Raw genomic sequence first — 14,568 nt, 5'->3', positions numbered from 1 at the left:
TGGGGCTTTTTTATTTTAATGGGTCTCAATTTCACGCATGACGGTTTCAACCGAATAACGGCACCACTGCGACAGCTGTTCAATAAATTCATTTAATTGTGGCGGGTTAAAGTGGCTCACGATCATATAGCAGGCATTGCCAAGAATTTTAAAACACTCATCCACTTGCTCATATTGTTTAACCAAACGCTCAACCTCAATAAAAGCTTGCTGATCATTCATAAACAATTGGATGAATTGTTGATGTTCATACTTTATCGCGATGGTGTAATTTTTGATAATGCCTGCATCCATTAACTGTGCAATACGAGCACCCACTGCCTGCCCAGTACGATGCACGCACTGTCCAATTTCTTTATGGCTTAAACGTGAGTCTTGCTTCAGCAATTCAATAATTTTTAAGTCGATGGGATCAAGTTCAATATTCATTTTTCATTACGAAAGAAAACCAGCAACAATGCTTTCACCTGAATATAGCCGATTTCTCTGTTTCAACCTATGCTTGTTTTATCTTAATCTTGGAACTAAACATAATGAAACAGGCCCTACTAATTATTGATGTGCAAAATGATTATTTTAAAAATGGCAAAATGGAATTGGTCAATCCAGAGCTTGCTCTGCAATATACCAACCAATTAGAAGATCATTTTATCCAAAACAATTTACCGATTATTTATATTCAGCATATTAATCCAGCTTCAGCCAGTTTCTTTCAGGAAAATACCGTCGGTGTTGAATTACATCCACAACTGAAAGTGACCAAGAACTCAATCATTGTTGAAAAGCATTTTCCCAATAGCTTTCTGGAAACCAATCTTCAAGCGTTGTTACAGCAGCATCAAGTTGAGCAGTTAGTGATAACTGGCATGATGACCCATGTCTGTATTGATTCGGGTACACGTGCAGCCAAAGAACTCGGCTATCAACCTATTGTGATTGCAGATGCGACGGCAACCCGTGATCTCGAACATGCGGGTAAAACCGTCAAAGCCGCAGATGTGCAAACGGCGTTCTTATCTGCACTGGGTTTCTTTGCCACTGTACAAAACACGGCAGATTTTTTGGCACACAATTAAATAATACAGATAAAAAAAAGAGCGTTCCATCGAACGCTCTTTTCACATTTGCATCGGGTTTATCGGTTTGGATAAACCGTGGCAATCAAATGTTCAACCACAGCAGGTTCAGCCAACGTTGAGGTATCCCCCAAAGTATCCAATTCATTTGCCGCGATCTTTCTTAGGATACGGCGCATGATTTTACCTGAACGAGTTTTGGGTAATGCAGGCGCCCAATGCAGTGCATCTGGGGTGGCCACAGGCCCAAGCACTTTACGCACCCAATTGACCAATTCCTTACGTAGCTCCTCAGACTCAGCCACATCAGCTTGTAAAGTGACAAAAGTACAAATGCCTTGACCCTTAATCTCATGCGGCATGCCGACCACTGCAGCCTCAGCCACGGCCTCATGTGCCACCAATGCACTCTCAATTTCAGCCGTCCCTAGACGATGACCAGATACATTGAGTACATCATCGACACGTCCAGTAATCCAGTAATAGCCATCTGCATCTCGGCGTGCGCCATCACCAGTGAAATAACTGCCTTTAAAGGTCGAGAAATAGGCTTCAATAAAGCGTTCTGGATCGCCCCAAATGGTTCGCATTTGACCTGGCCATGAATCTTTAATCACCAGATTACCTTCGGTTGCGCCTTCCAATTCATTGCCCTCAGCATCGACCAAGGCGGGTTGTACCCCGAAAAATGGACGTGTCGCGGAACCTGGTTTTAAGGCGGTTGCGCCTGGAAGTGGTGAAATTAAAATGCCACCCGTTTCAGTTTGCCACCATGTATCGACAATTGGACAGCGACCTTCACCGACCACTTCGTGATACCAGTTCCATGCCTCTGGGTTGATCGGTTCACCGACCGAACCAAGTAAACGTAAACTACTGCGATCACTTTCACGCACATAGGCATCGCCTTCACGCATCATGGCACGAATCGCTGTCGGCGCCGTATACAGAATGGTGATGTTGTGCTTATCAATTACATGACCGATACGTGCCCACGTTGGGTATTGTGGAATCCCTTCAAACATCACGGTGGTGGTGGCATTACTCAGTGGCCCGTAAAGTAAATAACTATGCCCTGTAATCCAGCCTACATCGGCGGTACACCAATACACATCATCTTCGCGTAGATCAAAGACTTCTCTAAAGGTGGTATTCACATAGACCAGATAACCACCTGTGGTATGCAATACACCTTTCGGTTTACCTGTTGAACCAGAAGTGTACAGAATGAAGAGCGGATCTTCTGCTTTCATTGGTTCTGGTGGACAGTGCTCATCCACTTCCATGATGGCAAGGTGATACCAAATATCACGCTCAGCATTGAACTGAATCGGATTACCTGTACGATGCACCACAATGACATTTTGGACACTATCCGTTCCATCAATTGTTAAAGCAGCATCCACATTTTCTTTGAGTGGAAGCAACTTGCCACCACGCATCCCCGCATCTGCGGTAATCACTAATTTCGCTTGGCTGTCTTCAATACGGCTGGCCAATGAGTCTGGCGAGAAGCCACCAAACACCACACAATGCACTGCACCGATACGTGCGCAGGCCAGCATGGCTATTGCCGCTTCAGGCACCATTGGCATATACAGCACCACACGGTCGCCTTTACCAATACCTTGCTTCTTTAACACATTGGCAAAACGGCAGACTTCATCATGCAGTTCAGAGAATGAGATGATTTTATGACGTGAGGGGTGATCACCCTCCCAGATAATGGCAGGCTTTAATGGATTATCTTTAAGATGACGATCTAAACAGTTGGCTGAAACATTCAACTCACCATCTGCAAACCATTCGATTTTGAAATTGTCTTGCTGGAAACTGGTATTTTTGACCTGTGTAAATGGTTTGATCCATTCAATCTTGCTAGCTTCCTCTGCCCAAAATGCTTCAGGTTGCTCAATCGAATGCTGGTAACGTTTGAAATAGTCTGCTTCAGAGATTCTGGCCGTTTCTTTGAATTTATCAGGCACTGGGTAGATTTCTTTCATAGCTCACTTCCTTGGTTTTTTATCTCATACCTTAGATGTTCTCATCTATTGCTCGGGTATGTTTTGTTCTCTCTCGCAGTATGGGCACCATTTACAAGCGCAAACAATGCGGCTTTGGTCGTAGAAATGTCAGGACGATGCTGTTGCAACTTTTTAGCTAACATGCTCAACTAAAATAACAAAGCCTGTTGTTTTACAACCTACTTACTTTCAAAAATTTACTCAAAATAATTTAAATTTGAACTGCTTGTCTATGCTTTTTGTTCTTAAAATAAGTGATTATTTTGATCATTGCCAAAAGCTTAAAAGATTTAATAATCAGAAAAATAGGAATACACTATGTTTGATCCCGCAACAACTGTGCAAGTACAGCCCCGCAGTGACCATCCACTCTCGCCAAGCGGCCGTTTCAACCGCCTCAGTTATCTAGGCTGGTATGGTTTACTCAGTGTGACCTGTCTGGCTGCATTTATCTTGATCTTTGCCTTCGCGGGTATTTTTGCAAGCAGCAATGTTGATGCTGCCATATTTAGTGCATTTTCAGGCATGTCTGTCTTTGCCATGATTGCCGTGTGGTTGGGTGCCTTTTATTTGCAAATCGTGCTTTTAATTCGTCGCCTGCATGACTTAAATAAAACAGGCTGGCTCTGTTTGCTGTTATTGGTGCCTGTGATTCAACTGCTATTTACACTATATGTTCTATTGGCACCAGGTACACCTCATCGCAATGATTATGGTGATATTCGCCCCTCTCGTGCTTGGGAAAAACTACTGGCATGGTTGATGATTTTGGTCACCTTACTGATGATGTCAGGTATCTTCATTTTTGCTTATTATTTTGCCACTCCAGATCTCTGGGAAGCCCCAACACAGATCATTCAAAATAGCACCGAATATTTTTAAGTGACCGCATTTAGCGAATTGATTTGATCATGAGCGGAAGCAAATATTGAATTTCACATGCGTATTGGCAATAAATTCATTATGATTGCTCCCCTCATTTACTCCTCCTTTGCGAAATAGAGAGCTTGCTGTGGCAAACGAACAAACAACATTGACTGAAGTGGCGAAAGATACCGGCGCGCTGATTCATCAAGCAAGCACCAAGACCACTGAAACGGTATTGGCCCATACCGAAAAGTATCACGATGCCTATACCACCATTGATAAAATCATGGACAGCTTTTGGGAGCGCATTCCCTATATCGGGATTGCGATTACTGTTTTCATTATTTTTTGGCTGCTGACCAAGTTGTTTAAACTCTTTATCCGCAAGACTTTAGAAAATCGCAGCTATACCCGCCAAAACCTAGTATTGGTTCTGAATCGCGTGGGTAGTACCTTTATTATCTTCTTTGGCTTCTTGATTGCGTTGGTGATTGCCATTCCGGGCTTTACCCCGAGTCAATTGATTGGTGCTTTGGGGATTGGTTCAGTTGCGATTGGTTTTGCCTTCAAAGATATCTTCCAGAACTTATTGTCAGGAATTCTGATTTTGATCAGCGAACCCTTCCGTATTGGCGATGATATTGTGGTGAATGGTTTAGAAGGCAATGTCGAAGATATTCAGATTCGTGCCACCTTCTTACGCTCACCAGATGGCCGCCGTATTGTGATTCCCAATGCCACGGTCTATACCAGTGCTGTCACCGTCAATAATGCTTATCAACGTCGTCGTTGTGAGTTTGTAGTCGGTATTGGCTATGAAGATGACATGCAAAAAGCCAAGAAGATTATTCTGGATATCTTAGACCGTAATCTGAATGTACTGAGTCAACCAGGCTTCTCGGTCAATGTCACCGCACTGGCAGATTTCTCAATTAATTTAACCGTACGCTGGTGGGTCAATACCACTGAAACCAGCACCTCAGCATCTATCAGCGAAATTCAAGAACTGGTGGTGACGGCTTTTGACGAAAAAGGCATTTCAATTCCTTATCCAGTGCAGGAAGTCAAAGTCTATCGGGGTGATCAATCTGAACAGAGCGATGCTTTAGACAAACAAGCGCCCTAAAATATTCGACACCGCTGTTTCAGTTCGCAAAATTCGGTTGCCTAAGCTCATCGCTTGGCAGCCGTTTTTAATGAGCAGATCGACCTCATAAGGAATAAATCCTCCTTCTGGACCAATGATCACACTACAGCGCTGTTGAATCGCATAAGGCATCGGCTGCTCAGCATAGGGATGCGCCACATAAGCAGGCTGTTCTGCACTGATCAACGTTGGTAAAACATCTTCAACAAAAGGCTTGAAGCGTTTATAGAGCTGAATGTCTGGTGTAATGGTATCGCCCGCTTGTTCCAAGCCCAAAGTTACATAATCATTCAGTTGCTGTAAAAACGGCGTTTGCCAATAGCTTTTATCCACACGATAACTATGAATCAAGCTAATCCGCTCCACCCCCAAAGTCACTGCATCCATGATGATACGGCGCAATACTTTAGGGCGGGGTAAGGCCAAGATCAGATGGACTGGAAGCTTGGCAGGAACGACTTCTGTTTGAATTGGACGAACCGTAATACCATGTTCGCTGATACAAACAACCTCCGTAAGGTAGCGCTGACCTGCACGAACCCCAACTTTCAGGGTATCACCAACATTGAGCTGTAAGTGCTGAGCTAAATGCTGCAATTGTCTGGGCTGGCTAATCTGCCACGCATCCACCGAACTACACTGTTCGGTTTCAAGTAAAACAATATTCATGATAATGCTGTTTGCTGTAAATAGTGATCAAGGCACTGAATGTGCTGCTGTAACGAGCCTTTATTTGCCTGTAACACCTGATCAGCCTGTCGAACCAATTGCTGAGTCTGTGCATTATCCCCTAGGCAGGCTAATAACTGCTGCCCCACCTGTGCTGCATCCTCTCCAATCAAAATGCCTTGTTGCGCCACAAACTCATCCACAATCGTTTGAAAATTGAAATAACGCGGACCAATGACGGTTGGCACATTCAAGACCATCGGTTCTAAAATATTATGCCCGCCACCTGGCTCATTCAATGAACCACCAACAAAACAAGCTTGGCTCAAAGCATACCAGAGCCACATTTCCCCCATACTATCAGCCAGAAATACTTGAGTATCTGCTTGAATGGATTGTTGCAAACTACGCCGTTGGGTTTTTAAATTTAAACCCTGACAAACTTGGTACACCTCATCAAAACGTTCTGGATGACGCGGCACCACAATACACAGCAACGCTGGATTTGAATTTAAATGCAGCTGCAATTGTTTGAGTAAACTTTGTTCTTCGGGTGCATGCGTACTGGCTAAAGTGATGATCTGACGATTCGCCAATTGCCATTCTTGTTTGAGTTGCTGTGCTTGCATGACAAAATGCTCTGGTGCAGCAATATCAAATTTAATATTGCCAACCACCTGACTTTTGACTGGATCAAGACCTAGATCGACATAGCGTTGTTGCGTTGCCACATCTTGGGCCAATAGCCAAGTCAACTGTTGCAGCATCGGTTGAGTTAAACGACGAACCTTGCCATAACCTTTGGCCGATTTTTCGGAAAGGCGTGCATTCAATAAAATACAGGGAATCTGTTGCTGCTGTGCTTCGGCAATTAAATTGGGCCAGATCTCCGTTTCAACCAATGCCAATAGCCGAGGTTGATACAAATTAAAAAAACGTTTTAATAATGCTTTTTGATCGACAGGCAAATACACCGCCTGAAATAAATCGAGATAAGGGGCTTTTAAAAACAGGGATTTTGCCCGAGCTTGCCCCGTCTTGGTGGTATTGGTCACTAAAACCGGATGACCTAATTTTAAATAATGTTCAATTAAAGGCTGTGCCGCGTTGGTTTCACCAACAGAAACAGCATGAAACCAAATTGCCCCTAAATTTTTAGCAGGCTGAAACGGCCCAAAACGCTCGATACATTCCTGCTGAAACAGCGCATCAGTTTCTGCCCGTTGTTTGATTTTCCAACGGTATAAGGGCTTGATACAAGCCAATAAAACGTTATACCAAAACGGTGTTTGCTGTGCTGCTGTGTTCTGCGCCATCCGAGACCATAGTTGACAATGTGATTGCTGCTCATTATGCGGAATTTAAAACAAAAACTCATGCAATTTTGGTAAATCACATGAGTCATTTTTTAAAGTTTTAAAGCAGATTAAGCTTCTAACTGTTCAAAGGCAGGATAATCAGTATAACCCTCAGCACCATCACCATATAGCGTTTGTGGCTGAAGTGGATTTAAAGGCAAATCGTGTTGTAAACGTTCAAATAAATCAGGGTTCGCGATATATTGTTTACCGAATGAAACTGCATCGGCTTGGCCTGTCGCCAAAATACGTTTCGCAGAATCCGCGGTTAAACCTTCATTGGCAATCCACACCCCTTTAAATTTAGGACGGAGTTGCGGCAATAAGCTATCTGCAGCCTCATACTCGCGTGTGAAAATAAAACCAATATTGCGTTGATTCAATTGCTCAACCACATAACCAAAAGTTGCCAATGGATTTTCATCGCCCATATCATGGGAATCACCACGCGGTGCAAGATGCACACCGACTCGACCAGCACCCCACACCTCGATAAAGGTATCTACAACTTGGAGCAATAAACGCGCACGGTTTTCAATTGCACCGCCATATTCATCATTTCGCTGGTTAGTTGTGCTTTGTAGAAATTGGTCAATCAGATAACCATTGGCTGCGTGCAATTCAACACCATCAAACCCAGCGGCTTTGGCCTGTTCAGCAGCATTTCTATATTGCGCAACGATTTCTTGAATTTCTTCATGCGATAAGGCACGTGGTGTCACAAAAGGACGCTTTGGACGAAGTAAGCTCACTTCACCGGCAGGTTGAATCGCACTCGGTGCCACAGGCGTATCACCATCCAATAAGTCTGGATGTGAAATACGACCGACATGCCACAGCTGAACCACAATTTTTGAACCTTGTGCGTGCACGGCTTCAACAATTTTATGCCATGCCTGTGCTTGTTCTTGCGACCACAAACCTGGTGTATTGGCATAACCCGCTGCTTTTGGGCTAATCACCGTTGCTTCGGTAATAATAAGGCCAGCATTGGCACGTTGTTGATAATATTCCACCATCAAATCGTTTGGAATACGCTGTGCACCACTACGTGCTCTAGTTAAAGGAGCTAAAACCAAGCGGTTTTTAATCGTGAAATCACCTACTTGCAAAGTAGAATTTAGTTCAGCCATGATCGCCTCAACTTACACTTCTTCGATTTAAAGTGCTTGTTTTAAATGTTCGATATATTGCTGAATCAAAGCTTCATTGCGCGTGAAATAAGACCACTGTCCATATTTCTCAACCTTAATCAAACCTGCCTGTTGCAATACAGACAAATGATTCGACATAGTTGATTGTGCAACTTTTCCTAAACGTTCGATGTGCCCTGCACATACACCCCGTTCAAAACTACCACCACATTGCTCAACGGGTAGAAATTGCTCAGGCTCTTTTAGCCATTGCAAAATCTGTCGACGTAATGGATTGGCTAAGGCTTTGCTTATAACATCAATATCCATAGACTCACCACGTTTCTCAAGCGGCAACGCTTTGTTCAGCACCTGAAACCAGTATATCGAAGTTTTTAAATATTAATATCCATTTTTTTCGATATTAATATCATATTTTTTCGATTAACCAGCCGATGCTGAACGAGATTGCCGTTTTAATTGGATTAAAACTTATAAACCTTGTTTCAAACTTGCTTCAATGAACTTATCTAAATCACCATCTAACACCGCTTTGGTATTGGAATTTTCCACACCAGTACGCAAGTCTTTAATGCGTGAGTCATCGAGAACATATGAACGAATTTGACTGCCCCAACCGATATCGGACTTCGAGTCCTCTAAGGCTTGAGCAGCTTCATTACGTTTGCTCATCTCTAATTCATAGAGTTTGGCACGTAATTGCTTCCACGCATGGTCACGGTTAGCATGTTGTGAGCGTTGGTTCTGACAAGCCACTACAATCCCTGTCGGTGCGTGAGTTAAACGTACTGCAGAATCGGTTTTGTTAATGTGCTGACCACCCGCACCCGAAGCACGGTAAGTATCGGTACGAACATCGGATGGATTGATATCAATCTCGATATTGTCATCAATCTCAGGGGAGATAAATACCGCAGAGAATGAAGTATGACGGTTGTTATTACTGTCAAATGGTGACTTACGGACTAAACGATGTACGCCACTTTCAGTACGCAACCAACCATAAGCAAACTCACCATCAACACGGATGGTTGCTGATTTAATTCCAGCCACATCACCGTCTGACACTTCCATCAATTCAGCTTTAAAGCCATGACGTTCGATCCAGCGCAAATACATACGCAATAACATCGATGCCCAATCCTGTGCTTCTGTACCACCTGAACCTGATTGAATTTCAAGGAAGCATGGATTTGGGTCCATTGGATTGCTAAACATACGGCGGAATTCAAGATTACCTAGCGCCTCTTCAGCACTATCCAACTCGGCCTGAACATCCAATAATAAACTTTCATCATCTGCTTCAACCGCAAGGTCAAGCATGGCTTTGGCATCATCTAACTGTTCAGCAAGACGATCAAACACACCAATCGTATTTTCTAAGCTGCCCTTTTCTTTGGCGATGGTTTGAGCACGGTTTTGATCATTCCAAATCGCTGGGTCTTCTAATTCTCTTAAAACTTCTTCTAAACGCTCAACCTTTAGATCGTAGTCAAAGATACCCCCGTAGTGTTTGGCTACGATCAGATAAATCTTTCAATTGAATTAAATACGGATTAATTTCCACGCGTCTGTTCTCACACTATTTTTTCACTTAATCCGTTATTTTAACATAACTGTTTTAGTCGACACAGCCATGTCATTTTTAATACTTTTATTTATTAAAATAAAAATTATAAATAAATTTATTTTATCTTTTAAATATTTCTAAGCCCTGATTTTGCTCGGCCCATTGTGTGAAAATTAGACTAAATATACTAAAACACACAATTCCTCCTAAATTTTAATAAATCAAAACAATGAATTTTTAATGATAAATATCAATAATTTAAAATGTAATTATTACAAGTTAATTACATTTGTACAGTTCGATTACCTTATCAAGATTGACGCTCGTGAAAATTGCTCTAGACTCAAGTTGTAACAAAACATGTATCAGTGTTTAACACTTGGTTTAAATCTTAATGAGGAAACAACCATGAAAAAATTAGCAATTGCATCAGCACTTTTATCTGCAATCGCAGTTACAGGAACTGCTCATGCTTATCAAGCTGAGGTAGGTGGTTCTTATACCTATAAAGACCAAGATCGTTTTGGTGACAGTGATCGTTTCAGCGTAGATGGGAAATATTACTTCAACCCAGTGCAAACACGTAATGCACCGCTTGCTGAAGCAGCTTTCCTTGACCGTGCGAGCAACGTAAAAGCACAGTACGCTTATGAAAAAGATGATGCATTCAAAAACAATCAATATGGTGCAGGTATTGAGTACTTTGTTCCTAACAGCGACTTCTATTTAAGCGGTAATATTGGCCGTGAAGAAATCAAACCAAATTCTAAATATGCAACTGATGAAGACAAATTAAAAATCAACCATTACTCGGCTGAAGTGGGTTACTTACCAGCACCAGGTTTATTGGTTGCTGCGGGTGCAAAAACGGTTGACGTGAAAGACGGCGACCGTGAAACCAGCCCGACGCTTCGTGCCAAATATGTCACTCAAGTTGGTCAAAATGACGTGAACTTAGAAGCTTATACAGCTTTTGGTGACAACAAAGAAGTGAAATTAAAAGGTGATTACTTCATCGACAAAACTTTAAGTGTTGGTGTTGATTATCAAAAACTTAAGTATGACGACACAATCGTTAACTCAAATGAATGGGGTATTTCTGCGAAGAAATTCTTCAATCAACAAGTGAGCTTGGAAGGTCGTGTAGGTTTCGGTAACGATAAATCATATATTGATAATGACTACACTTCATTCGGTCTTCGTGGTGCATACCGCTTCTAAGACCTGAACAGAAGCATATAAGCTAAAAAACGCCCTGAATCATTCAGGGCGTTTTTTATTGCTTCAAATAGTGTTCTTATCCACTTTTAACCCCTACTCTTTCTTTCTTCCCTTATAAGTTTTTCAACTGCTGTCTGCATTTAGCAATTGACGCTTATCTATTTTTGAATACACTACTCAATGTAACAAAATATGTATTATTTTTAATCGGGGGAAATTCTAATGAAAAAATTAAATCTTCTTGCAACACTTGTGAGTGCTTGCTTTGCAGTCAATGCCCATGCTTATCAAACCGAAGTTAACGGTGCATATGAACATATCAATATGGATGACGGTAAAGGTAACAGTGCGGTCATCACGGGTAAATATTATTTTAGCCCTGTGCAAACCCGTAATGCGCCTTTGGCAGAAGCTGCTTTCTTAGATAAAGCATCGAATATCGGTGGTGGTTATGCCTATAGTAAACTCAAAGATGATCAAGATTTTGGTGACTTACAATTCAACATTATCGGATTTCAAGGTGAATTTTATGTTCCTAATTCACAATTCTATCTTTCTGGCGCCTTGCACCGTACCAATATCAAAGCAACAATTAATGGCCTAGGTTCTGATTCTGAAAATGGCGATGGCTATAGTCTTGAAGCGGGTTTCTTGCCCATCAATGGATTACTCCTTGCAGTCGGTGTTGCCGATTTATCTGATAGCCTAAATCCAGTGCAAATTGCTCAATATGGCTTTACCAATACCCTTTCAAATGCTGCAATCGTGTCTGGTGAGAATGACGATACTGCTGTTTCTTTACGCGCGAAGTATGTTTCACAAATTGGGGGTTACTATACCAACTTTGAAGCACTCAGTTATATTGGTGATGAAACAACTTATCGTTTAGGTGCCGATCTTTATCTTGATCCAACCCTCAGTGTTGGTATCTCATTTGCAGATTCTACTGCGGATGATTCAGACAGTGTTTTCAGTCTTCGCGCACAAAAATTCTTTACCCCACAATTTGCTTTAGGTGTCGGTTATACCACAACAGATGGCGCTGACTCTTACGGCCTTAACGGTACTGTCCGCTTCTAATCAATCGCATATTAACAATAAAAAAATCCGCTCATCAGAGCGGATTTTTTTATTGTTTTAAATAGGCAATCTGCAGTTGTAGACTAGTGCTGCCATTAAATATATTGCGCTCCAAGGTATACACTAAATCCACATAACCCAGCATTGGATTAAATTCAAAACGATCCATGGCATTAAATGCAATCGCATCAATGGCATGTGACCCAACCGCCAACTTGAGTTTTAAATGTTGCTCCTTGAGCCAACGATAATCAATGACTTTAAAGCGTCCTTCAAACTGCGGTAAAGGAAACTTTTGTCCCCAAGGTCCAAGCTGCTCAATCCAATCCAAGGTTCCTAAATGCAAATCTGACTCATGTAATTCCCCATCAGTCCATAAAGTCGCTGTAAATAAATCATCATCCATCTCAGCAATAGCGTGGGTGAAAGCAGCTTTGAATGCATCAAAATGTTCTTTCTTCAACGTCAGGCCCGCTGCTGCTGCATGGCCGCCAAAATGACTAACCAAATGCGGATTTTGCTCAGCAACTTGCTCAATGGTATCGCGAATATGAATACCATCGATTGAGCGTGCTGAACCTTTAATATGGATACCATCTTCATCGGGTGCAAATACCAGACTTGGACGATGGAATTGCTCTTTTAAGCGCCCAGCCACAATACCAATCACACCTTGATGCCATTGTTCATCAAACATCACCAGTGCAGCAGGTAAATGCTCTGTTTCTAACTGAATATGTTGCAGTGCACTCAGTGCTTGTTGCTTCATTTCAGTTTCAACTTGACGACGTTCAATATTGAGCTGATTCAATTGCTGCGCAATTGGATAAGCTGTTTGCATATCGGCAGCGAGTAGACACTCAATCCCAATCCGCATACTTTCCATACGACCTGCGGCATTAATACGAGGACCGACGACAAAACCTAAATCCTGTGCGCGCAAGCTCGCAGCATCACGACCCGCGATATCCAATAACGCCAAAATGCCTGCACGACATTGATGTTGCTGAATCCGCTTTAACCCAGCATCAATCAAAATCCGATTGTTATAGTCTAGACTTGCGACATCGGCATAGGTTCCCAAAGCCACTAGATCTAGATACTGGGTGACTTTGCTACTGCTTTTAGCTTGCTGACTGCGGTAACTCGCCAATTTCGCCAGTACATAAAAAGCCACGCCTACCCCCGCCAATGCTTTACTGGGAAAGTCACAATCTAGCTGATTCGGATTAACCACAGCCTCAGCACTCGGTGTCGGCTTAGTGGTTAAGTGGTGATCGGTAATAATCACCTGCATACCCAGTGCCTGTGCCGTTTCCACACCGGCATGGCTGGAAATCCCGTTATCGACTGTGATCAAAAGATCAGGCTGATAACTGTGCTTGGCTAATTCAGCAATTGCCGGCGTGAGTCCATACCCATACTTAAAACGATCAGGCACCAGATACTCAACGCTAGCCCCCATATCTTGCAGGACAAGAACCATTAAAGCAGTACTGGTCGCCCCATCGGCATCGTAATCACCGACAATCACAATCTGTTTTTGCTGATCAATGGCTTGATCAATCAATACAACGGCCTGCTCCAAACCTTTGAGTTCAGGAGAGAGCAAATGTTTGAGTTTCAACTCCAGTTCTTGCTCAGACTGCACACCACGTCTTGCTAAAATTTCGGCAATAAACGCAGGCACGCCCTGAAACTGTTCAGGGCGTGTCAGTAAGGGTCTTTGTTGAATTTGGATCTGGGTCATTTATGGCATCAAGCGTTGTATAGTCCAAAGACCATTTTGTTTTTCATAACTTAAACGGTCATGTAAGCGATTTGGTCGCCCTTGCCAAAACTCATAGTAATCGGCTTCTAAGCGATATCCACCCCAAAATTCAGGCTTATCCAACTCATCTTGAACTTGGCTTTGCAGCGCTTGAAAACGTTGTTGCAATAACTCACGGCTTTCAATCACCCCACTTTGCGGGGTACTGATATGTGCAGCAATCTGACTATCACGTGGACGCTTATGGTAGTAATCCGTCGATTCTTGTTCAGAAATCTTAACAACTTTGCCACCAATACGGATCTGACGCTCTAGACTTGGCCAGTAAAATAGCAGTTCAGCATAAGGGTTTTCTGCCAAGTCCAACCCTTTTTGACTGTCATAATTGGTATAGAAATCATAACCCTCTGCTGTCGCGCCACGTAATAATACGGTACGCACATGCGGACGACCTTGCTGATTTGCTGTCGCCAACGACATGGCATAAGGCTCATGCAAATGTGCTGCAAGGGCATGATTGAACCAATTCAGAAATTGCGCATGCGGTTCAGCACTGATCTGAGCTTCATGTAATTCACCTTGCTCATAGCTCAAACGTAATTCGCTGAGGTCTTTAATGACATCACTCATG

General features: G+C 42.7%; 14 protein-coding genes. 5 read left to right on the top strand and 9 right to left on the bottom strand.

The genetic code is table 11. The features are described from left to right. Nucleotides 1-15 precede the first annotated feature (15 nt). Nucleotides 16-429, bottom strand: coding sequence for an AsnC family transcriptional regulator (locus V6E90_RS08985; protein ID WP_262756245.1), 414 nt, complete (start codon nucleotides 427-429; stop codon nucleotides 16-18). Nucleotides 430-533: 104 nt separating this feature from the next. On the opposite strand from V6E90_RS08985, the gene V6E90_RS08980 reads away from it, so the two are divergent. After that, nucleotides 534-1,076 carry a cysteine hydrolase family protein gene (locus V6E90_RS08980; RefSeq protein ID WP_262756243.1) on the top strand — a complete coding sequence of 181 codons (543 nt, stop codon included), beginning with the start codon at nucleotides 534-536 and terminating at the stop codon, nucleotides 1,074-1,076. A gap of 59 nt (nucleotides 1,077-1,135) precedes the next feature. On the opposite strand, the gene acs is transcribed toward V6E90_RS08980, so the two are convergent. Further along, the gene (gene acs / locus V6E90_RS08975) at nucleotides 1,136-3,079 is read right to left on the bottom strand and encodes an acetate--CoA ligase (RefSeq protein ID WP_332605147.1); all 1,944 of its coding nucleotides are present in this window, start codon (nucleotides 3,077-3,079) and stop codon (nucleotides 1,136-1,138) included. A gap of 339 nt (nucleotides 3,080-3,418) precedes the next feature. On the opposite strand from acs, the gene V6E90_RS08970 reads away from it, so the two are divergent. Together V6E90_RS08970 and V6E90_RS08965 are read left to right on the top strand one after the other, a co-directional pair. Next, entirely contained in the window at nucleotides 3,419-3,982 is a 564-nt protein-coding gene (locus tag V6E90_RS08970; RefSeq protein ID WP_332605145.1) for a DUF805 domain-containing protein, read from the top strand. A gap of 130 nt (nucleotides 3,983-4,112) precedes the next feature. After that, nucleotides 4,113-5,093 carry a mechanosensitive ion channel family protein gene (locus tag V6E90_RS08965; RefSeq protein WP_262756237.1) on the top strand — a complete coding sequence of 327 codons (981 nt, stop codon included), beginning with the start codon at nucleotides 4,113-4,115 and terminating at the stop codon, nucleotides 5,091-5,093. Here the strand turns inward: V6E90_RS08965 and V6E90_RS08960 are convergent. The 5 genes from V6E90_RS08960 to prfB all read right to left on the bottom strand — a co-directional run bounded on the left by V6E90_RS08960 (nucleotide 5,073) and on the right by prfB (nucleotide 9,862). Beyond that, the gene (locus V6E90_RS08960; RefSeq protein ID WP_332605144.1) at nucleotides 5,073-5,783 is read right to left on the bottom strand and encodes a 16S rRNA (uracil(1498)-N(3))-methyltransferase; all 711 of its coding nucleotides are present in this window, start codon (nucleotides 5,781-5,783) and stop codon (nucleotides 5,073-5,075) included. The genes V6E90_RS08965 and V6E90_RS08960 overlap by 21 nt on opposite strands. After that, nucleotides 5,780-7,099 carry a 3-deoxy-D-manno-octulosonic acid transferase gene (locus V6E90_RS08955; protein WP_332605143.1) on the bottom strand — a complete coding sequence of 440 codons (1,320 nt, stop codon included), beginning with the start codon at nucleotides 7,097-7,099 and terminating at the stop codon, nucleotides 5,780-5,782. The genes V6E90_RS08960 and V6E90_RS08955 overlap by 4 nt, the downstream gene beginning before the upstream one ends. A gap of 110 nt (nucleotides 7,100-7,209) precedes the next feature. Then, entirely contained in the window at nucleotides 7,210-8,274 is a 1,065-nt protein-coding gene (locus tag V6E90_RS08950; protein WP_023271128.1) for an alkene reductase, read from the bottom strand. A gap of 27 nt (nucleotides 8,275-8,301) precedes the next feature. Continuing rightward, complete coding sequence (locus V6E90_RS08945; protein ID WP_010590065.1) at nucleotides 8,302-8,604, bottom strand: ArsR/SmtB family transcription factor; 303 nt, start codon at nucleotides 8,602-8,604, stop codon at nucleotides 8,302-8,304. Between the two features lie 162 nt (nucleotides 8,605-8,766). Beyond that, nucleotides 8,767-9,862 (bottom strand): peptide chain release factor 2 gene (gene prfB / locus V6E90_RS08940; RefSeq protein WP_141669894.1). Its coding sequence is split into 2 segments (ribosomal slippage): nucleotides 8,767-9,789 and nucleotides 9,791-9,862, totalling 1,095 coding nucleotides; the frame shifts between segments, so codons are not numbered across the junction. A 411-nt stretch (nucleotides 9,863-10,273) separates the two neighbouring features. Between prfB and V6E90_RS08935 the strand changes: the two genes are divergently transcribed. Further along, nucleotides 10,274-11,086, top strand: a complete 813-nt coding sequence (locus V6E90_RS08935) for a putative porin (protein ID WP_016542648.1) — start codon at nucleotides 10,274-10,276, stop codon at nucleotides 11,084-11,086. A 222-nt stretch (nucleotides 11,087-11,308) separates the two neighbouring features. Next, nucleotides 11,309-12,166 carry a putative porin gene (locus tag V6E90_RS08930; protein ID WP_332605142.1) on the top strand — a complete coding sequence of 286 codons (858 nt, stop codon included), beginning with the start codon at nucleotides 11,309-11,311 and terminating at the stop codon, nucleotides 12,164-12,166. 49 nt (nucleotides 12,167-12,215) lie between these two features. On the opposite strand, the gene recJ is transcribed toward V6E90_RS08930, so the two are convergent. Further along, nucleotides 12,216-13,916, bottom strand: coding sequence for a single-stranded-DNA-specific exonuclease RecJ (recJ, locus tag V6E90_RS08925; RefSeq protein WP_023271127.1), 1,701 nt, complete (start codon nucleotides 13,914-13,916; stop codon nucleotides 12,216-12,218). Beyond that, a complete protein-coding gene (gene pdxH, locus V6E90_RS08920) occupies nucleotides 13,917-14,567 on the bottom strand; it encodes a pyridoxamine 5'-phosphate oxidase (RefSeq protein ID WP_332605141.1) in 651 nt (216 codons plus the stop codon). Nucleotide 14,568 lies beyond the last annotated feature (1 nt).

The organism is Acinetobacter sp. ESBL14 (assembly GCF_036668815.1).
Taxonomy (GTDB): domain Bacteria; phylum Pseudomonadota; class Gammaproteobacteria; order Pseudomonadales; family Moraxellaceae; genus Acinetobacter; species Acinetobacter gyllenbergii.
This window is presented reverse-complemented; position numbering and strand designations above follow the sequence as displayed.